At 48.7% G+C, this 21,236-nt stretch carries 12 protein-coding genes; 7 read left to right on the top strand and 5 right to left on the bottom strand.

Annotation, left to right across the window (positions count from 1 at the left end):
- Positions 1 to 116 precede the first annotated feature (116 nt).
- Positions 117 to 1,436 carry a xylose isomerase gene (gene xylA / locus EMM73_RS07475; RefSeq protein WP_127685828.1) on the bottom strand — a complete coding sequence of 440 codons (1,320 nt, stop codon included), beginning with the start codon at positions 1,434 to 1,436 and terminating at the stop codon, positions 117 to 119.
- A gap of 271 nt (positions 1,437 to 1,707) precedes the next feature.
- A complete protein-coding gene (gene xylB, locus EMM73_RS07470) occupies positions 1,708 to 3,162 on the bottom strand; it encodes a xylulokinase (protein WP_127685827.1) in 1,455 nt (484 codons plus the stop codon).
- Positions 3,163 to 3,405: 243 nt separating this feature from the next.
- Here xylB and EMM73_RS07465 point away from each other — a divergent pair, with 243 nt between their 5' ends.
- From EMM73_RS07465 to EMM73_RS07440, 6 genes are all read left to right on the top strand, one after another.
- Positions 3,406 to 4,602, top strand: coding sequence for a XylR family transcriptional regulator (locus EMM73_RS07465; protein WP_127685826.1), 1,197 nt, complete (start codon positions 3,406 to 3,408; stop codon positions 4,600 to 4,602).
- A 235-nt stretch (positions 4,603 to 4,837) separates the two neighbouring features.
- Entirely contained in the window at positions 4,838 to 6,538 is a 1,701-nt protein-coding gene (locus EMM73_RS07460) for a family 43 glycosylhydrolase (RefSeq protein WP_127685825.1), read from the top strand.
- Entirely contained in the window at positions 6,535 to 9,399 is a 2,865-nt protein-coding gene (locus EMM73_RS07455; protein WP_127685824.1) for a glycosyl hydrolase 115 family protein, read from the top strand. Before EMM73_RS07460 ends, EMM73_RS07455 begins: the two co-directional genes overlap by 4 nt.
- 144 nt (positions 9,400 to 9,543) lie before the next feature.
- Positions 9,544 to 10,485, top strand: coding sequence for a transaldolase (gene tal, locus EMM73_RS07450; protein WP_127685823.1), 942 nt, complete (start codon positions 9,544 to 9,546; stop codon positions 10,483 to 10,485).
- Positions 10,486 to 10,494: 9 nt separating this feature from the next.
- Positions 10,495 to 12,495, top strand: a complete 2,001-nt coding sequence (tkt, locus tag EMM73_RS07445; protein WP_127685822.1) for a transketolase — start codon at positions 10,495 to 10,497, stop codon at positions 12,493 to 12,495.
- An 88-nt stretch (positions 12,496 to 12,583) separates the two neighbouring features.
- Positions 12,584 to 14,281 (top strand): glycoside hydrolase family 9 protein, encoded by a 1,698-nt coding sequence (locus tag EMM73_RS07440; RefSeq protein WP_127685821.1) that lies wholly within the window; start codon positions 12,584 to 12,586, stop codon positions 14,279 to 14,281.
- 95 nt (positions 14,282 to 14,376) lie between these two features.
- On the opposite strand, the gene EMM73_RS07435 is transcribed toward EMM73_RS07440, so the two are convergent.
- The 3 genes from EMM73_RS07435 to EMM73_RS07425 form a co-directional block, all read right to left on the bottom strand.
- Positions 14,377 to 15,555 carry an MFS transporter gene (locus EMM73_RS07435; RefSeq protein ID WP_127685820.1) on the bottom strand — a complete coding sequence of 393 codons (1,179 nt, stop codon included), beginning with the start codon at positions 15,553 to 15,555 and terminating at the stop codon, positions 14,377 to 14,379.
- 407 nt (positions 15,556 to 15,962) lie between these two features.
- Positions 15,963 to 16,652 (bottom strand): single-stranded DNA-binding protein, encoded by a 690-nt coding sequence (gene ssb, locus EMM73_RS07430; protein WP_127685819.1) that lies wholly within the window; start codon positions 16,650 to 16,652, stop codon positions 15,963 to 15,965.
- Between the two features lie 11 nt (positions 16,653 to 16,663).
- The gene (locus EMM73_RS07425; protein ID WP_127685818.1) at positions 16,664 to 18,031 is read right to left on the bottom strand and encodes an MFS transporter; all 1,368 of its coding nucleotides are present in this window, start codon (positions 18,029 to 18,031) and stop codon (positions 16,664 to 16,666) included.
- Positions 18,032 to 18,393: 362 nt separating this feature from the next.
- On the opposite strand from EMM73_RS07425, the gene uvrA reads away from it, so the two are divergent.
- Positions 18,394 to 21,222: an excinuclease ABC subunit UvrA gene (gene uvrA / locus EMM73_RS07420; RefSeq protein ID WP_127685817.1), complete on the top strand. Its 2,829-nt coding sequence runs from the start codon at positions 18,394 to 18,396 to the stop codon at positions 21,220 to 21,222.
- Positions 21,223 to 21,236: the final 14 nt, after the last annotated feature.

Raw genomic sequence — 21,236 nt, 5'->3', positions numbered from 1 at the left:
GAATTTCAGCAGATAGGAGGTCAAGCAGTGACAAAAAAGAAAATAGGGCGCAGTAGCTTCTCTGCGCCCGGACAAAACGCCCAGACAAGCCGGGCAACGACAGGGTTCGGGTTCCCTTATCTGAATAACACCAGATTCACTTGATTTTCCAGCAATTCCTGACGACCGCTAACGGCTTTCGGGCTTAACTGTTCGCGCTCAACCATAGCAGCCAGCGATTGCAGAGAATGACCACCTGTTTGGATAGCGCCACCTAATTCACCTTTCCAACCGGCATAACGCTGAGCGACAGCCTGACCTAAGAAGTCTTTTTCAATCAGGGTTGCTGCACGTTTTAATGCCATAGCCAGGTGATCCATACCACCAATATGACCATGGAACAGATCGGCGCGATCCATACTCTGGCGGCGTAATTTGGCGTCAAAGTTAAAGCCACCTGTGGTGAAGCCACCAGCTTTCAGAATTTCGTACATTACCAGACTCAGCTCTTCTACGCTGTTGGGGAACTGGTCAGTATCCCAGCCGTTTTGCGCATCACCACGGTTAGCGTCAATGCTGCCAAAAATATCCAGAGAAATAGCGGTTGCTATCTCGTGATGGAAAGAATGACCGGCCAGAGTCGCGTGGTTGGCTTCGATATTCATCGCGAATTCTTTTTCCAGGCCAAATTGCTTCAGGAAACCATAGACAGTAGCAGAGTCATAATCGTACTGGTGTTTGGTTGGTTCCTGTGGCTTAGGTTCGATCAGTAAAGTGCCTTTGAAACCAATTTTATGTTTATGCTCAACCACCATTTGCATAAAGCGGCCCAGTTGCTCACGCTCCTGACGCAAATCGGTATTCAGCAGGGTTTCGTAACCTTCACGACCGCCCCACAGTACATAGTTTTCACCACCTAAACGCTGAGTTGCGTTCATGGCATGGAAAACTTGTGTAGCGCCGTAACTGAAAATTTCTGGATCAGGGTTAGTCGCAGCGCCTGCAGCATAACGTGGATTACTGAATAAATTCGCTGTGCCCCACAGCAGTTTCACACCGGTTTCAGCCTGCTTCTGTTCAAGTACGTCGACCATAGCGGCGAAGTTACTAATGTACTCTTTAATGCTGTTGCCTTCAGGCGCCACATCTATGTCATGGAAGCAGTAATAAGGAATGCTCAGCTTGCTGAAAAATTCAAAGGCAACGTCGGCTTTGGCTTTGGCTTGTGCCATAGCGTCGCCTGCTTCTAACCATGGACGACCAAAAGTACCCTGACCAAAAACATCCTGACCGTTCCAGCAGAAGTTGTGCCAGTAGCAGGCGGCCATACGCAAATGCTCTGCCATGGTTTTACCCAAAATGACTTCGTTGGCGTTGTAATGTTTAAAAGCTAAAGGGTTGGTGCTATCAGCACCTTCATATGCAATTTTATTAATCTGATCGAAATACTGAGCCATTTTGCTCTCCTGTGTTACACCAATTCCAATGCTGCTAATGGTGGGCATTGCTGACTTTAATCACAATTATGTTTTTTCAGAGCTATCTTGTGCTTTTGCTTTATTCAGGTGGTCTTTGCTATCTCGGTTAGATACCTGAACGGGCGGGGGTAAACCCCGCCCCTACAATTTATTTAATGGCATCGGCGTTCTATTGAGGCAGACGGGGACAAGCCTCAATAACATCGCCTTGTAATTTGAGACGGGCGGGGACAAGCCCCGCCCCTACCCATTAAAAATGCTCAACCAACGACTGATACAAAGCCTTAAACTTGCTGTAGCGTTTGGCTAAAGCTGCGTGACGTTTGGCGTCAGGCAGATGCTGGCTGACCACTGGTGGTGGCGGGCACAGCACATCCAGCGCTGTGTCGGGTTCCATCGCCAAGTAAGCAAGACGGGCAGCACCTAAAGCTGGCCCTACTTCACCACCTTCTCTGAAGGTCAACGGTTGGTTCATTACATCAGCCAGCAACTGACGCCAATAAGAGCTTCTGGCACCACCACCTATCAGGTTAATTTCGGTGGGCATCAGGCCGCTGGCATGCAGCGCTTCTGCACCCTGAAACAAGGCAAAGCTGACACCTTCAAGCACTGAATAAGTCAGCGCTTTTTGATCGGTGTTGTAGTCCAGACCAAACCAGACACCTTTGGCATTTGGATTGTTATGTGGCGTGCGCTCGCCCGACAGGTAAGGTAAAAACAGCGGCATATCTTCAATAGCACCAAGCCCTTGGTCTAAATCTGCTAACAAATTAGCCACAGGGGTTTTCACCAACTGTTCGGCATACCATTGCAAACAGCTGGCCGCACTTAAGGTCACAGACATCAAGTGCCAGGTATCAGGCAAAGCGTGACAAAAGCTATGCACAGCAGATTGTGGATTCGCCAGAAAACCATCACTGACGGCAAAATACACACCAGAAGTACCAAGAGATAACATAGCCTGACCAGGATGCACTATGCCAGCACCAACAGCACCAGCGGCATTGTCACCGCCGCCTGCAATCAAAGGCACAGCAGCTAAACCCCAGCGCTTTGCCAGTTCAGGTAATAAGATGCCGGTGATTTGATTACCTTCGTAAAGTTTCGGCATTTGGTCACGACTTAAACCACAAGCGCACAGCAGCTCGTCGTTCCAGTCACGTTTCGCCACATCCAACCATAAAGTGCCGGCTGAATCTGACATGTCAGATGCAAAGTCACCGCTTAAGCAAAAACGTAAATAATCTTTCGGCAGCAGCACTTTAGCCACCCTGGCAAAAGCAGCAGGTTCCTGCTGGCGTAACCACAGTAATTTAGGAGCAGTAAAACCTGGCATAGCCAGATTGCCGGTGATCTGCGGTAAATCCGCTACTTTCACCGCCAATTGCTGGCATTGTTCGAAAGATCGGCCATCGTTCCATAAAATAGCAGGCCGAATAATCTGGTTTTGTTCGTCCAGCAACGTAGCGCCATGCATCTGCCCTGCCAAACCTATAGCTTTTACACTCGCCAGGGATTGGCGCTGACTTAACTGATCCATGCATGACTGTAAACCAAGCCACCAATGCTCTGGATTTTGCTCAGACCACAAGGGTTGTGGTCTGCTGACCAATAACTCGGCACTGGCGCTGTCAGTCACTTTGCCGTTCTCGCCAAGCAAAATAACCTTGATACCCGAAGTGCCTAAATCTATGCCTATGTACATATTTTGTATTCTGTTCTGACTTTTGGTGAGCTAATACTTGGCGAGGCAATGTCAGCCAGCAATTACGAAAATTCATAATTAGTTACTGAATTCTGTTTTATCCTTTGCCAAAAAAGCTCGACTGGCTAATATTTAGCCCGCTCAATAAGAAAATTAAAAAAGATAACTATAAAGAGCCAAAGTAAGTGGAGTTGCATCAGTGTGCGGCTCCAGATACGGATGGCACAATGACAGGACGGGGAAATGTTTAAAGCAAAACACAGCATTACACTTTTGTTTAATGCCAATAAGGTATTTGACAGGCAAGTGATCGAAGGTATTGGTCATTATCTACAATCATCTAAAGTCGACTGGGATGTCTATCTTGAAGAAGACTTCCTTTGCCGCCTTGAACATATTCATGAGTGGGGTGGCGACGGAATTATTGCCGACTTCGATGATATGAATATTCAGCGCGCTTTGGCAGGTACAACCAAACCCATAGTTGGAGTAGGTGGTTCTTATACCAAAGCCTCAGATTATCCGGCAGTACCTTATGTTGCGACAGATAATTTTGCGCTGGTTAACGCAGCCTATGAGCACCTGAAACGCAAGGGATTAGACCAATTCGCATTTTATAGCGTTCCCACAGATGAACAGCACCGCTGGGCCACTGAGCGGGAAAACGCAGTGAAAAAGTTAACAGCACAGGATGGCTACGACTGTCAGATTTATCAGGGCCACTGCACCAGGCCTGAAACCTGGCAGTATGCGATGAACCGCCTGACAGACTGGATCCAAAGCTTGCCAAAGCCCATAGGTATTATTGCAGTCACGGATTCCCGCGCCCGCCATCTGCTGCAAGCCTGTGAACATCTGGGCATAGTGGTGCCGGACAATATTTCTATCATCGGCATAGATGACGATGACATAGCGCGTTTTCTGAACCGCATCAGTTTAAGCTCTGTGACTCAAGGCTGTTTCGAAATGGGCTATAAGGCAGCTAAACTGCTGCATACCCAACTCAATAACATAGATGTAGGGAGCAAACGCGTTCTGGTGCCTCCGGTGGGAGTCGCCTCACGCCAGTCAACCGACTTTAAGGCACTACGTGACCCTTATGTTATTCAAGCCATGCACTACATCCGCCGTAACGCCACCCGTGGTGCCAAAGTAGAACAAGTCACAGATTTTGTAGGTATATCTCGTTCTAACTTGGAACAACGTTTTAGAGCGGAACGTGGCCATTCGATTCATACTGAGCTGCATAACCAGAAACTGGTAAAAGCCTGCAAGATGCTGGTAGACACTCAGGTGAATCCAATAGAAATAGCCAATATCTGTGGTTACCCATCACTGCAATATATGTATGCAGTGTTTAAACGCCATTTCTGTCAAACCCCAAAAGAGTACCGAGAAACCCGCGGAGAAATGATGAATCATCTGGCGGTGAATAACTAAAGCAGTGTTGTAAATTGTAGGGGCGGGTAAAGGGCAGGGACAAGCCCAGCCCCTACGGTACCCGCCCGTCTCAAATTACAATCCAATGCCAGATAGCGGTTTATCCGCGCCTCTGTCGGTTTTAAATCCTCCCCTCCTAAAAAACGCACAAAGCTGACGTATTTTCATAAATCTGAAGTCGTTGATGATCATGGTATTTTTTGGACTGCCCTGACTCAAATTGTCAAAGGAACAGATGAAAATGAGAACAACCTACGCCTGTGTGATGCTGAGTTTCAGCCTGTTGCTAAGCGGATGCCAACCTGACAAACCAGCTAATGAAGCTGATACGACAGCCACTTTTCATTGGTTTGATTATCAGGGCCAGGACGCAGTTTTTGCTGAACCTTTAGCTAAAGGCTCCTACCAAAACCCTGTGGTTGCAGGCTTTTTTCCTGACCCCAGCATTACCCGTCGTGGTGATGACTATTACATGGTGATGTCGTCTTTTTCTTATACCCCGGGTTTACCCATTCTGCATAGTACCGACCTAGTAAACTGGCAACTGATTGGCCATGCATTAAACCGTTCCTCGCAAGCAGATATGGCAGGGATGCAGGTATCCCGTGGTATTTTTGCCCCAACCATTAGGTATCACGATGGTACTTTTTACCTGATCACCACAGTAGTGGATAAAGGCGGCAACTTTATTCTGACCGCGACAGACCCGGCTGGTCCCTGGTCTGATCCAATCTGGTTACCTGAAGTGGAAGGCATAGACCCGGATATCTTTTTTGATGATGACGGCAAGGTTTATATCAGCCATAACGGCGAAGCGCCGGGCGAAGCCTTGTATGAAGGCCACAGGGCGATTTGGATGTGGCAATACGACCCGGTGAAAAAAGCCGTGCTGCCGGATTCCAAAAAGCTGTTGGTCAATGGTGGTGTTGATTTAAGCACCCAACCTATTTGGATAGAAGCCCCTCATATTTACAAACACAACGGCTGGTATTATCTGGTCTGTGCTGAAGGCGGCACAGCTGATCAGCATTCGGCTGTAGTATTCAGAACCCGCAGCCTGAATGAACCTTTTGTACCTTACGACAGCAACCCTATTCTGACGCAACGAGACTTACCAGCCGACAGAGCCAATCCTATCACCACAGCTGGTCATGCCGATTTCGTGCAATTACCTGATGGCCAGTGGTGGGCGGTATTTCTGGCCACCCGGGCTTACGAACAACGTTTTTATAATACAGGGCGTGAAACCTTCTTACTGCCAGTCAGTTGGCAAGACGAATGGCCACATATACTGCCTAAAGGACAAGAAATTCCTTACCAGCTCACAGCGCCAACCGGCTTGATCAGCAGCACTGGCGGTTTGACACAAACCGGCAACTTCAAATGGCGTGATGAATTTGATGGTCAAAGCTTAAAGCTGGATTGGAACCTACTGCGCGAGTTTGATCAAAGCTGGTTAAGATTCGACGGACAGAACCTAAGCCTCAAAGCCAAAGCTGTTGGCATGAATTCCTTATCGCAACCAGCTTTTATTGGTCGTCGCCAGCAACATAGCAGCTTTGAAACCAGTACCAGCCTTGTGCTGCCAAAAGGCACTATTTCAGCTGGTTTGGTGGCCTTTCAGAATGAGCAATATCACTACTATCTGGGTGTAAAAACTGAAGACGGTAAGCCCACAGTATTTCTTGAACAAGCTAAAGGCGCAAAGCCATCTCTGATGACCAGCCAACACTTAGCGGCCGGCACAACAGAGCTACGATTAAAAATTCAAGGCAATGCTGCAGAAATCAGTTTTTATTACGCAGACAAAAATGGCGACTGGCAACAGTTGGGGCCGGTACAGGATGCAAAAATCCTGAGCACCCAGGTCGCAGGTGGATTTGTGGGCACAACGCTGGGTCTGCACGCGCGACAGCACACTGAGGACAAACCATGAAGCAATTCCTCTTGCTCAGCTTAGTTCTCAGCAGCTTTATAGTGCAGGCTTTACCCGGAGATTATCTGGCGCAACAACCAACCAAAGACGACTTTGCTCTGGTTGGTAAAAGTACCCAGGCAACAATTCAGCTGGATGATAGAGACCATAAAGGCTTAAAACGCGCCGTACAAAGCTTGCAACAGGATATCCAAAAAGTCAGCGGAAAAAGCTTAAGCATCAGCCCAAAAACAGATGCCAAACAGCTGCTGATTATCGGCAGCCTGGGGAATAGCGCAACACTGGATCAACTGATTGCAGCAGGAAAGCTGGATGTAAGTAGCATTCAGGGTCGCTGGGAAGCTTATTTGATTCAGGTGATAGACCAACCTATGCCCGGCGTAGATCAGGCATTGGTGATTGCTGGTAGCGACAAACGCGGCGCTATTTTTGGCGTTTATGATCTGGCCGAAACCATAGGGGTCTCACCCTGGAATTGGTGGGCCGATGTACCTGTGAAAAAACAGCCAGAGTTATATATCAAAGCAGGCACCCGCCTGACGGATGCACCCAAAGTAAAATACCGGGGCATCTTTTTAAATGACGAACACCCGGCTTTAACCAATTGGACCAGCGAAAAATTTGGCGGCTACAACAGCCAGTTTTATCAGCATGTGTTTGAGCTGTTGCTGCGGCTGAAGTCGAATTTCCTCTGGCCTGCGATGTGGAATAACGCCTTTGCCGATGATGACCCACAAAACGCCATTCTGGCCGATGAAATGGGCATAGTGATGAGCAACAGCCACCACGAACCTATGATGCGGGCTGACAAAGAATGGAACAGATACGGCAAAGGGCCATGGGAATACTCCAGCAACCGCGACAATATTTATAAGTTCTGGCAAGAAGGCGCGAAGCGGCATAAAGATCTGGAAAGTCTCTTTACCCTTGGCATGCGCGGCCAGGAAGATGAGCCGATGAGCGAAGGCGAAAACATCGGTCTGCTGGAACAAATTGTGGCGGATCAGCGCCAGATCCTGACAGAAACTTTCAAAGACAAGCCTGTGACTGAAGTGCCACAAGTCTGGGCTTTGTACAAAGAAGTGCAGGGCTTTTACGAGCGAGGTATGAGAGTACCGGACGATGTGACCTTACTTTGGGCTGATGATAACTACGGTAATATCCGCCGTCTGCCTACAGCGGAAGAACGTGGCCGTGCCGGCGGTGCTGGTGTCTATTATCACTTTGATTATGTCGGCAGCCCGCGCTCCTATCGCTGGATCAATACTGTACCTATGGCAAAAATCTGGGAGCAGATGAATTTAGCCTGGCAATTTCAGGCTGATCGTATCTGGATAGTCAATGTCGGGGACTTAAAGCCGATGGAGTTTCCGACCGACTTTTTCCTGCGGATGGCCTGGAACCCAGCGGCTTTTACAGCCGATAACTTAGAGCAATTTGCCGTCAGTTGGGCTATGCAACAATTCAGTGAACAATATGCAGCGACAGTGGCAGAACTGATCCAGGGCTACACCACACACAACGGCCGTCGTAAACCTGAAGCTGTGGAACCCCATACCTACAGCATTCTCCATTATCAGGAAGCAGAGCGCGTCAGTCAGGAACTTGCTGCTTTAGTGAAAAAATCCGACCAGCTATACCGTCAATTGCCGATGGAACAAAGGGATGCGTATATCCAGTTGGTATCGCACCCACTGAAAGCCAGTCAGGCGGTGTATGAATTAAACCGTGCTGTGGCGATGAATAAATTGCATGGCGAACAAGGCCGGGTCACTACTACGTATTGGGCAGAGCAGGTGCGTTATTGGTTTAAACAGGACGCAGAGCTGACGGCGCTTTACCACAGCTTGGGCAATGGCCGCTGGAACCATATGATGTCACAACCTCATATTGGTTTTACTTACTGGCGTAACCCACCTGCGAACTTAATGCCAGTGGTGTCAGTCGCAGAACCTATGCCAGTGGCAGATATGGGTGTTGCTCCTGAAGGTTCGGCTTTTTCATGGCCTATCAGCGAATACAAAGGTCAGCCGTTAGCGCTGGACACTTTTTACCCTCACGGGCAAAAACAGCGGGCTATTGAAGTATTTAACAAAGGTAGCCTGCCGTTTGAATTCAGCGCCAAAGCATCGACCGATTGGATCCAGTTGAGCCAGACTAAAGGCCAGATTGAAGTTGCACAGACTATTCAGGTCAAGATCGACTGGAGCAAAGTCAAAACTGGTTTGAATGTCGGTGAAGTGCATGTGCAGGGCACAGGCTGGGGCGGCGCAAAAATCAAAGTGTCGGCCCTAAAACCTGAAACAGAGCCAACTTCAGGTTTTGTGGAAGCAGACGGTTATATAGCGCTGGACGCAGCCAGTGCGACAGTACAGGGCAACAGCAAACAAAGCTGGTGGCAACTGATCCCAGGCCATGGCCGTGGTGTTGCCTCAATGGCCGCTATGACTGAACTGGATTATCAAACCAAAGATATTCGCAAAGCCCCTTATCTGGAATACCCGCTGTATTTCCATTCCACGGGCGAATTCACTTTACATAGCGTGATAGCCCCTACTTTGGATCTGGTGCCTGGCCGTGGTTTGCGTTTTGCCTTGGCATTGAATAACGACGTGCCACAAATCATAGATAGCCTGGCGGATAAAAGCCCAGCTGTATGGGATAACGCCGTGTTGGATGGAGTGCGGGTGATCAAAACTACCATCAAAGTGAATACGCCTGGCGAACACAAACTACGAATTTATCTGGTAGACCCGGCCTTAGTGCTGCAAAAACTGATCATTGATACAGGCGGCCTGAAACCTAGCTACTTAGGGCCAGAGCAAAGCCAAAGAATAGTGAAGAAATTATCTAAAACTTAAGTCAATTGGACCCCCAAATAATTGGAGCTACAGCGCGACGGCAAGCGAGCGAGCTCCCTGGAGCATAGTAAAGCTATGTGACTGGGGCGAGGAAGCTTAGCCAACAAAGCTGTAGCTGCAATAACGAAGGGGGAAGGAATTTAAATGAATCAGCTCGAACAACTTAGCAACCTCACCACAGTAGTGGCAGACAGCGGCGATATTGCCGCTATTCAACAGCTACAGCCTACTGAGGCCACAACCAATCCATCGCTTATTTTGCAGGCCAGTCAGCAGGCAGAATATCAGCATTTATTGGTCAGTGCTTTACAAGGAAATGAACAAGATATTGCTGCGGCTTGTGAGCAAGTGACAGTGAATTTTGGCTGCGAAATTTTGCGTCATATTCCAGGCCGGGTTTCAACTGAAATTGATGCCCGCTTGTCTTTTGATACCGAAGCGAGCGTGGCTAAAGCCTTGAGTATTATTGAACGCTACCGGGCCGCAGGAGTGGAATCCAACAGAGTGCTGATAAAACTGGCGGCCACCTGGCAAGGTATTCAGGCAGCAGCCCGACTGGAAAAGCTCGGGATCCACTGCAACCTGACGCTGATTTTTAGTCTGGCTCAGGCTAAAGCCTGCGCTGACGCTGGCGTAACCTTAATTTCACCTTTTGTTGGCCGTATTCTGGACTGGTACAAACAAAACCAGCCAGAGCAAGACTTCTCCGGTGACAAAGATCCGGGCGTTTTATCGGTCAAAACTATCTATAACCATTACAAAAGCCATGGCATAGCTACTGTGGTGATGGGTGCTAGTTTCCGTAACGTCGAGCAAATCCGCCAACTGGCGGGTTGTGATCTGCTGACAATAGCCCCGAACTTGTTACTGCAATTAAAAGACTCCACTGCGCCTTTGCCTGCGGCTTTACTGCCACAGACTGCGCAAAGCCCGGCGACTGCAAAAGCTCTGAGCCAGGCGGAATTTTTATGGCAACTGAATGAAGACGCTATGGCCACGGAAAAGCTGGCCGAAGGTATTCGCAAATTTGCAGTGGATCAGCGCAAGCTGGAACAACTGTTACAAAACCTGAACCAACAGTCTTAGGACACAGCCATGCATTCTAATCATCACACTGATCATAAAACCCGAGCTAACGCCATCCGTGCTTTAACTATGGATGCAGTACAAAAAGCCAATTCCGGTCATCCTGGTGCACCTATGGGTATGGCAGATATTGCCGAAGTGCTCTGGCTACAATTCTTAAAACATAACCCAGCCAATCCAGCATTCAGCAACAGAGACCGCTTTGTACTGAGTAATGGCCACGGTTCTATGTTGTTGTATTCGTTGCTACATTTAACCGGTTATGAGCTGTCTATTGAGGATTTAAAGTCCTTCCGTCAGTTGCATTCGAAAACGCCAGGGCATCCTGAATTGGGCTATACAGCAGGCGTCGAAACGACTACAGGTCCTTTGGGTGCTGGTATTGCCAATGCTGTAGGTATGGCTATTGCTGAAAAAACTCTGGCGGCGCAATTTAACCGGCCTGATTATGCTGTGGTCGATCATTTTACCTACTGCTTCCTCGGTGACGGCTGCCTAATGGAAGGTGTGTCGCATGAAGCTTGTTCTTTGGCTGGGACTTTAGGCCTTGGCAAACTGATCGCCTTTTGGGATGACAATGGTATTTCTATTGATGGTCATGTCGAAGGCTGGTTTACTGATGATACTCCGGCTCGTTTTCACGCTTACGGCTGGCAAGTGATTTCTGTTGATGGTCATAACCCGGTGCAAATTGCCGATGCGATCAGGCAAGCTCAGGCTGAAACAGCAAGGCCAACGCTGATTTGCTGCAAAACCATTATCGGCTTTGGTAGCCCGAATAAATCCGGCTCACACGACTGTCATGGCTCACCACTGGGCGATAGTGAAATAGCCCAAGCCCGTGAATTCCTGCAGTGGCCTTATGCCCCTTTTGAAATTCCGGCAGAGATTTATGCGGCATGGGACAGTAAAAGCAAAGGCGCAGTGCTGGAGCAACAATGGGTAGCACTATTCGCCGCATATCAGGCAGAGTATCCAGAGCTCGCAGCTGAATACCAACGCCGGGTCATCAACCGTGAATTACCAGCTAACTTTGAAGCGGCCACTCAAAGTTTTATCGACCAATGCCAAAATCAGCAACAGGATATCGCCAGTCGTAAAGCGTCACAACTCTGTATCGCTCACTTTGCAGGGCTGCTTCCTGAAGTCTTAGGTGGCTCAGCCGATTTGGCTGGTTCTAACCTAACCTTGTGGTCAGGCAGTAAAGGACTGAGCAAGGACGATAGCTCAGGTAACTATATTTATTACGGTGTACGTGAATTTGGTATGGCCTCTATCATGAATGGCATCAGTGCTCATGGCGGTTTCCGCTGTTATGGCGCAACTTTCCTGATGTTTATGGAGTATGCCCGCAACGCAGTACGGATGTCGGCGTTAATGAAGTTGCCGAATATTTATGTCTTTACCCATGATTCTATAGGTCAGGGCGAAGACGGCCCAACCCATCAGCCGATAGAGCAGCTGACAAACTTACGGACTACGCCTAATCTGGTGACCTGGCGCCCTGCCGATTTAACCGAAACCGCTGTGGCCTGGAAAACAGCCTTAACCACCACCAGCTCGCCTTCTGCTTTGGTGTTCAGCCGGCAAAACCTACGCCAATACCAGCGTAATCCTGAACAAATCAGGTTAATCAATAAAGGGGGTTATATTTTAAAAGACTGCGGCACAACACCAGACATAGTGCTGATAGCCACAGGCTCTGAGCTGCAACTGGCCTGCGATACCGCCGACAAACTGAGTGCTGCAGGTAAAAAAGTGAATGTGGTGTCTATGCCAAGCACCAGTTTATTTGACCAGCAATCTGAGCTTTACCGTGATGCTGTTTTACCGGATCAGGCAAAGATTGTTGCAATAGAGGCAGCCCATCCGGATTTCTGGTACAAATACGTCGGTAAAAAAGGTCTGATCATAGGTATTAGTAGCTTTGGCGAATCAGCACCTGGCCCTGCCTTGCTGGAATATTTTGGCTTTAACGCCGATGTGATAGCAGCTAAGATCCTGGCCTAAACCTCAGACATCAGACTTCAACTTGAGCTGGCCCCCAGGCAAAGCAGAGTTGAGGTCTCACTCAAGCTCCCTGAAAAAGGATTTTGTTATGCGCTTTGCTTTATCTCTGTTCTGTGTTGTATCTGTTGCCAGTTGCACTGCGACAAAGCCAGCACCTTTGCTTAAAGTGAACCAAAGTGGCTACCTGACCCAAGGCCAAAAACTGGCCTTGATCCCCGGCAAAAGCAATCAGGCTTTTCAGCTGGTCGCTTTGCCATCTGGCCAAACAGTCTTGAGTGGTCAAAGTTCAGAATCCCAGCTTTGGGCTCCGGCTGGTGAGGCCGTCAGTGTCGCCGATTTCACTCAAGTGCAGACAGATGGACGTTACAGGCTGGAGGTCGCAGGCTACGCAGCTGTTGAACTACAAATTTCAGCTCAACCTTATGCTCAATTGCACGACGCAGCGATAAAAGCCTTTTATTTTAACAGGGCTTCACAACAACAGGATCCGGCCTATGCTGGTACCTGGGCCCGCCCTGCCGGACATCCGGACGACAACATAAAAATACATGCCTCTGCCGCTTCGGCTAACAGACCAGAGGGCACTGTTATTCAATCGCCTAAAGGCTGGTACGACGCTGGTGATTACAATAAATACATAGTGAACTCAGGTATCAGCACTTTTACCTTATTAGATGCCTGGACAGACTTCAAAGATTTTTACCGTCAGCGAGAATGGACTATCCCTGAGTCCACCAACAGCATGCCGGACTTGCTGGATGAGGTGTTATGGAATCTGGACTGGATGAGCAGTATGCAAGATCCCGCAGACGGTGGCGTTTACCATAAACTGACAACACTGAATTTTGAAGGCGCAGTGATGCCGCATCAGGCTGTTGCTCAACGTTACGTAGTTCAAAAAACCACTGCAGCCGCTTTAAACTTTGCCGCTGTGATGGCCAAAGCCAGCAGAGTGCTAAGCGAATTTGAAGCCGATCAGCCAGCTAAGGCCGCTTTATTTAGCCAACAAGCGATAAAAGCATGGCAATGGGCCAACGAGAACCCGGCTATTTATTATCAGCAACCTGCAGATGTCAGCACAGGCGCTTACGGGGATAACAAGCTGGCAGATGAATTTGCCTGGGCCGCAGCAGAGCTTTATCTGTTGACAGGTGAACAGCCTTATCTGCAGCAGTTTTTTCAACTGGCGCAGCCAGTACAAACAGCTTCCTGGGCTTCAGTTTCCGCTTTGGGTTATTTTTCACTAGTAAAAGAAGCAAAGGATTTGACGCCCGAACAACGCAACTTGGTATCCAATGCCATTACAGCAGTGGCGGATCAGTTTGTAGCTCAGCATCAGGCTTCAGCATATAAAGTAGCTATGGTGCAGGAAGATTTTGTCTGGGGCAGTAACGCCGTGGCGATGAATAAAGCCATACTACTGTACAAAGCCAACCAAATTACAGCCAAAGCCGGCTATGTCGAGGCGATGCAGGGTTTACTGGATTATGTGCTGGGCCGCAATCCGCTGGATTTAACCTATGTCACAGGTTTTGGCGTAAAAAGCCCGCAGCATATTCATCACCGCCCTTCTGAAGCTGACGACGTAAAAGCTCCAGTGCCAGGTTGGTTAGCAGGTGGTGCCCAGCCGGGCCAGCAGGATAAGTGCCAGTACAGCAGCAAATTACCCGCCTTGTCTTATGTGGACGACTGGTGCAGCTATGCCAGCAACGAAGTCACCATCAACTGGAATGCGCCGCTGGTGTATATGCTGGCGGCTTTTTCTCAGCAAGTTTCAAAGCCTTGATAAAACAAAGCAGCCAGAGCATTCAGGCTGCTTTGAAAACTCCAGAGCCAAATGCTCAAGGCTGTGTTCATTGGAGCGGGCTTTGTGTCATCTATCTAACAGGATGGAACCGGGCTTTGTTGGCTTCGCTGCTGACGACTACGCCTGAACCACAACACCATCATAAGTCCAAGCAGAGCTGAACCAGCACCAGCCAAAGGCACATAACTTAAGCCTAAACCTGTTTTGATTATAGCGGCTCCCAAAACAGCCCCCAGCGCATTACCCAGATTAAATGCACCTATGTTCATTGCTGCAGCTAAATTAGGCGCAGCTTTGGCTTCCTGGATCACCAATGATTGCAGTGGCGGTACCAAGGCAAAACTGGCAATACCCCATAAGAAAATCACAGGCGCCACGATCAGCGGCAATGACAGAGTGACAGAAAACAGCGCTAATAACAGAGTGACGGCAACCAAAGAAGCGATCAGGGTTAAATCCAGCGAGCGGTCAGCAAAACGACCACCGAGATAATTACCTACCGCTAAACCAGTACCGTACAACACCAGCATAGAGGTGACAAAAACCGTTGAGGCATGGGTCTCATCCTGCAACAGAGGTACTATGTAGGTAAAGACAGTAAACATTGAGCTTGAGCTGACCACTGTTAATAACAAAGCCGCTAACACAGATCCTTTAGTTAAAACCTTAAGTTCATTGCGCACATTGGCTTTGCCTTCGTTCGCTAGTGGCGGCAATGACAAGCGCAGCGCCAGCATAGTAATTACCCCTATCACGGCCATAGCAAAAAAAGCCGGACGCCAGCCAATGACTTCACCAATATAGGCAGCCAGAGGCACACCTCCAATGGTAGCTATGGTCAAGCCGGAGAACATAGCTGCTACGGCAGCCGAGCGCTTTTCTGGCGGCACTATACTCATAGCAACAACAGAGCCAACACCAAAAAAAGCACCATGATTAAATGAGGTCACAATACGGCCAAACATCAACAGGTTGTAGCTGTCCGCCATAGCAGAGATCAGGTTACCCAAGGTAAAAATGCTCATAGATAACAGCAACAGGTTGCGACGACTCATAGTGGCAAAGACTAAAGTTATCAAAGGTGCGCCAATTAGCACACCAAAGGCGTAGGCACTTATTAACATACCCGCAGTCGGAATAGAAACAGCCAGATCATTGGCAATCACAGGTAACATCCCCATGGGGGAAAACTCAGTGACACCTATACCAAAAGCACCCAATGCAAGGGCCAGTAAAGGAATATTGATTTTCATGCAAAGTCTCACTCAGTTGTGATGCAAAGGCAGATAACCCATGCCCCGCGAAAAGTGGCGCAGGATACATTCAGTTTTGTTCCGTAGTCACAAATCAGCGTTGGAAAGACAAATCAAACAGCTGAAATGGAGACAGCCCTGCTCTTTACCTGCACTGGAAGTGCAAGTCAGACGGCCCCCAGTTATGCTCTGACTTACACAGAACTCCGATAGGATAGCGAAGCCATTCATGCTGCTTTTATTGGTGGTCACACGCCGGAATATGCTTTATCCATTATCTGGTAGAGCGGATGATGAGTACTGCTAAAACTGCCGATTCAGATAGTCAAAATAGGCATCTTTACTTACATATATAAAAAAAGCCTCTGAAGTCAGAGGCTTTTTTTTATAGCGACCGAACCGTAACCCTAGAACGGAATATCGTCGTCAAAGTCTATTGGTGGTTCCATTGGGCCACGTTGTTGTGGTGCTGCCTGATTAAAACCGCCTTGTGGCTGGTTAAAATTGCCCTGAGGCTGGAAGCCGCCCTGAGCCGGGCGTTGCTGGTAACCACCTTGTGCTGGCGCAGCTGCTGGTGCTTGAGGAGCATATCCGCCCTGAGCCGGTGCAGCGGCTGGCGCTTGCGGCGCATACCCGCCCTGAGCAGGGGCAGCTTGTGGCATACGTTGTTGTGGTGCAGCAGCAGCTTGTTGATAACCACCTTGATTACCGCCCTGATTGCCCATAGGAGCGCCGCCCATAGCTGAGCCTTGACCTTCGCCACGGCCATCTAACATTTGCAGCTCGTTGGCAATGATTTCAGTGGTGTAACGCTCAACACCTTGCTGATCCTGCCACTTACGGGTACGTAAACGACCTTCGATATACACTTTGCTGCCTTTACGCAGGTATTCACCGGCAATTTCAGCCAAACGCTGATAAATCACCACACGGTGCCATTCGGTATTTTCTTTCTTTTCATTGGTGGTTTTGTCCGTCCAGCTTTCGCTGGTCGCAATAGTCAGGTTGGCCACTGCGCCACCTGTTGGCATATAACGGACTTCAGGGTCAGTGCCAAGGTTACCAATGAGTATTACTTTATTAATTCCACGAGCCATGCGACTTCTCCTTAACTTTTTTGGCTGCTTTCAACCAAAGACTGTGCCTCTGCCAAATCAAAATGTTGCTGGCCGACTTTTAAATACAAACGTTGTTCCGCAACCACCACCGTGACCTCCAACACGCCCTGGAGTTGGGTCAGGCGCTGCGCCAATTGGGCTGCGGCGGCTTCATCGGCCACTTTGACAGGCAATGACAGCCGTTGCGATCGCGCTGGCACTGTCATGCTGCTGGCATAAGCTAACCATAGTAAACCAATCAGGGCAGCCACAGCAAACAAGCTTTCACCACTGCTAAAACTCGCTACAGCACCGCCTAAAATACCGCCTAAAAAGGCACCAAAAAACTGTGCACTGGCATAAGTACCCATAGCAGTGCCCTTCAAACCAGCAGGGGCAATACGCGACAACAAAGCTGGCATACTGGCTTCTAAATAGTTAAAACCAACAAAAAATAACAACAGCGCCAGAGCGATTGACCATAACTGCTGATTGATTAAAATTAACACAAAACTAACAATAAGCAGACTTATTGCCAGCAATAAATAGCCTTTTTCCTGCTTCTTGCGGCTGGCCAAAATCATCAACGGCACCATAAAAATAAAAGCGGCAATTAAAACAGGAAGATACAACTGCCAGTGCTGCTCTGAGACAAAATTTTGCTGCAGCAACAAGCTTGGCAACACCACAAAAATTGCTGTTAATAATAAGTGCAACACCAGCACACCAAAGTTCAGTCTTAATAATTCAGGGTGACGAAACAGTGCTGCAATTTGGCCTTTAGTCGCTAAGGTTTCAGAAGAAGGCGCCTTACTGACAGCTATAGGCACCACTTTCCATACCAGCAACAAGCCGGTAATGGCCATTAAAGCTGTGCACCAAAAAATACCACTTAAACCGCTGGCCGCCGCTATCGCAGGGCCTGCCACCATAGCTATGGTGAAAGACAAACCTATGGTCATGCCGATCACAGCCATGACTTTAGGTCGTTGTTCTTCCCGCGTCAGGTCGGAGGCCAACGCCATCACAGCACCAGATATAGCCCCCATGCCCTGCAGCACTCGGCCAAAAGTCACCATATACACTGAATCAGCCAAAGCAGCCACTACAGAACCCAGCACAAAAAAGCCAAGGCCCAGCAACATCACAGGCTTTCTGCCCCATTTGTCAGACAGCCAGCCCATAGGAATTTGCAACAGTGCCTGAGTTAAACCATAAGCACCAATAGCTAAGCCGATCCACAAAGGCGAAAAGCCAATCAGGTCTTTGCCAAAAATGGCAAAAACGGGGATCAGCATAAATAAACCAAGCATCCGGAAAGCAAATACCAGTGCCAGAGACCAGGCGGCACGTTTTTCCAGTGGATTCAGATTAGACATCCGCGATAATTCTCCGGGGTGAAAGCGGGCGGCGATTGTAGCACAGCAGGCTAAGCCTGACATTATGCTTGAGACCACTTTTAACACGGGTGAATAACTCACTACTGCAACTTAAACCGTGCTCTGAAAAAGCAGACCTAACCCGCACCTAACGCTCTTAGGTATGCTGTTTTTCTAAGCGCCTGACCTTGCTATAAGGCATGTATTTATATACAGTATCGTCAATTGAATTATCGCTTTACTGATCCGGTTAAAGCTTTGCCGCATAAAGCTTCAACTAAAGTCAAACTGACTGCCTCATAGCAATTTTTGCGATAATTCGTTTTCCCCAAGCCGACTCAACAGGCAAGAGACCCAATCCTATGGATAAAATAGATATTCGGGGTGCCCGCACCCACAACCTGAAAAACATTTCTCTGGAAATTCCCCGTGACAAACTGGTGGTGATCACAGGTTTATCCGGTTCAGGTAAATCCTCTTTGGCCTTCGATACCCTGTACGCTGAAGGTCAGCGTCGTTATGTTGAGTCGTTGTCGGCCTACGCCCGGCAGTTTTTAAGCTTGATGGAAAAACCCGATGTCGATCATATCGAAGGTTTATCACCAGCTATTTCTATTGAGCAAAAGTCTACCTCACACAACCCACGCTCAACTGTCGGCACTATCACTGAAATTTACGATTACCTGCGTTTGTTGTTTGCCCGTGTTGGCGAGCCGCGTTGCCCTACCCATGATTTGCCCTTAACTGCACAGACGGTCAGTGAAATGGTGGATAAAGTGGTGGCCTTTCCTGAAGGCACCAAGCTAATGGTATTGGCGCCTGTGGTGCAGGAACGTAAAGGTGAACACGTCAAAACTCTGGAAACCTTAGCGGCCCAGGGCTATATCCGAGCCCGTATTAACGGCGAAATTTGTGATTTGTCGGATCCACCCAAGCTGGATTTACACAAAAAACACACTATAGAAGTAGTGATAGACCGGATTAAAGTGCGCGACGATATCAAACAGCGTTTAGCCGAAAGTTTTGAAACCGCGCTGGAGCTGTCTGGTGGTATCGCCAAAGTAGCGTCAATGGACGATGAAAAGGCGCCTGAGCTGATTTTCTCTGCCAACTTCGCCTGCCCGACTTGTGGTTATTCCATGGCTGAGCTGGAACCGCGTTTGTTTTCCTTTAACAACCCGGCCGGTGCCTGCCAAAGCTGTGATGGCTTAGGTGTAAAACAGTATTTTGATGCCAATAAAGTCATTGTCAGCGACGAGCTGAGTTTGTCCGGTGGCGCTATTCGTGGCTGGGATAAACGTAACTTCTATTACTTCCAAATGCTGAAATCTCTGGCTGACCATTATGGTTTTGAGCTGGAAGTACCTTTTGCCAGCCTGACCAAACAGCATCAACAAGTGATTTTAAACGGCACAGGCAAAACCGACATTGAGTTTAAATACCTGAACGACCGCGGCGACATCATCAAACGTAAGCATCCGTTTGAAGGTATTTTGCCGAATATGGAGCGGCGTTATCACGAAACCGAATCCAATGCGGTGCGTGAAGAGCTGGCTAAGTATTTAGCTTCGCAGTCTTGCCCAACTTGTAATGGCTCACGTTTACGTGAAGAAGCCCGCCATGTCTTTATTGGCAAAACAACTTTGCCTGAAGTGGTGGAACTGTCGATTGGCGACTGTTTAGAGTTCTTCCGCCAGCTGACCTTAATGGGCCAAAAAGCGCAGATCGCCGAAAAAATTCTGAAAGAAATTCAGGACCGGCTGATGTTTTTAGTCAACGTAGGCCTGAACTACCTGAACCTGTCACGCAGCGCCGAAACCTTATCTGGTGGCGAAGCCCAGCGTATTCGTTTAGCCAGTCAGATTGGCGCAGGTTTAGTGGGTGTGATGTATGTGCTGGACGAACCTTCGATAGGGTTGCACCAGCGCGACAACGACAGATTATTAGGCACCCTGACACACTTACGCGACTTGGGTAACACCGTCATAGTCGTCGAGCACGACGAAGACGCAGTGCGCGCAGCCGACCATATTATCGACATTGGCCCTGGGGCCGGTGTGCATGGTGGTTATATTGTGGCGCAAGGCAGCCTGGAGGATATTAAAAATACCCCAGAGTCGCTTACAGGCCAGTATTTATCCGGCGTGCGTAAAATTGCAGTGCCGGATAAACGCCATGTTGGAGTGAAAGGCAAAGAATTACGAGTGTTAGGCGCAACAGGCAACAACCTGAAAAACGTCGATTTAGAAATTCCATTTGGCGTGATGACCTGTATCACAGGGGTGTCGGGCTCGGGTAAATCCACCTTAATCAACGACACTTTATTCCGTGTCGCTCACCGTGTACTGAACAAAGGCGAAGGCGACGAACCTGCAGCGCACAAAGCCATTCAGGGTATGGAACATTTTGATAAATGTGTCGACATAGACCAAAGCCCTATAGGCCGTACCCCACGTTCTAACCCGGCTACTTACACAGGTATTTTCACTGCAGTACGGGATTTATTCGCTGGTACTCAGGAATCCCGTTCTCGTGGTTATCAGGTCGGCCGCTTCAGCTTTAACGTCAAAGGCGGCCGCTGTGAAGCCTGCCAGGGCGACGGTATGATCAAGGTAGAAATGCACTTTCTGCCTGATGTGTATGTGCCTTGTGATGTCTGTAAAGGCAAACGCTACAACCGCGAAACGCTGGAGGTGAAATACAAAGGCAAAAACATTCACGAAGTGCTGGAAATGACAGTGGAAGACGCGCACGAGTTTTTCGAAAGCATTCCGGCTATAGCCCGTAAACTGAAAACTCTGATGGACGTAGGTTTAACCTATATCCGCCTTGGCCAGTCGGCGACCACCTTGTCGGGCGGTGAAGCCCAGCGGGTTAAACTGGCGCGTGAATTGAGTAAACGCGACACTGGCAAAACTCTGTATATCCTCGACGAGCCAACCACAGGCCTGCACTTCTTTGATATCCAGCAACTGCTAAACGTACTGCATAAACTGCGCGACGCTGGCAACACCATAGTGGTGATAGAACACAACCTCGACGTGATCAAAACCGCAGACTGGGTGGTCGATTTAGGCCCTGAAGGCGGCAGCGGCGGCGGTGAAATTCTGATCGCAGGCACACCAGAACAAGTGGCCGCTTATGAGAAGTCTTATACAGGGCATTATCTGAAGCCGTTGTTGGGGATGTAATATTCAAGCGCGGC

Origin of the sequence: Rheinheimera sediminis (assembly GCF_004005375.1) — a bacterium.
Lineage (GTDB): Bacteria > Pseudomonadota > Gammaproteobacteria > Enterobacterales > Alteromonadaceae > Pararheinheimera.
The sequence above is the reverse complement of the archived record's forward strand: the minus strand, read 5'-3'. Positions and strand labels throughout refer to the sequence as shown.

Coding starts and splice junctions, on each gene's coding strand:
- xylA (WP_127685828.1), bottom strand. CDS start 1,436: ATGGCTCAGTATTTCGATCAGATTAATAAAATTGCATATGAAGGTGCT.
- xylB (WP_127685827.1), bottom strand. CDS start 3,162: ATGTACATAGGCATAGATTTAGGCACTTCGGGTATCAAGGTTATTTTG.
- EMM73_RS07465 (WP_127685826.1), top strand. CDS start 3,406: ATGTTTAAAGCAAAACACAGCATTACACTTTTGTTTAATGCCAATAAG.
- EMM73_RS07460 (WP_127685825.1), top strand. CDS start 4,838: ATGAAAATGAGAACAACCTACGCCTGTGTGATGCTGAGTTTCAGCCTG.
- EMM73_RS07455 (WP_127685824.1), top strand. CDS start 6,535: ATGAAGCAATTCCTCTTGCTCAGCTTAGTTCTCAGCAGCTTTATAGTG.
- tal (WP_127685823.1), top strand. CDS start 9,544: ATGAATCAGCTCGAACAACTTAGCAACCTCACCACAGTAGTGGCAGAC.
- tkt (WP_127685822.1), top strand. CDS start 10,495: ATGCATTCTAATCATCACACTGATCATAAAACCCGAGCTAACGCCATC.
- EMM73_RS07440 (WP_127685821.1), top strand. CDS start 12,584: ATGCGCTTTGCTTTATCTCTGTTCTGTGTTGTATCTGTTGCCAGTTGC.
- EMM73_RS07435 (WP_127685820.1), bottom strand. CDS start 15,555: ATGAAAATCAATATTCCTTTACTGGCCCTTGCATTGGGTGCTTTTGGT.
- ssb (WP_127685819.1), bottom strand. CDS start 16,652: ATGGCTCGTGGAATTAATAAAGTAATACTCATTGGTAACCTTGGCACT.
- EMM73_RS07425 (WP_127685818.1), bottom strand. CDS start 18,031: ATGTCTAATCTGAATCCACTGGAAAAACGTGCCGCCTGGTCTCTGGCA.
- uvrA (WP_127685817.1), top strand. CDS start 18,394: ATGGATAAAATAGATATTCGGGGTGCCCGCACCCACAACCTGAAAAAC.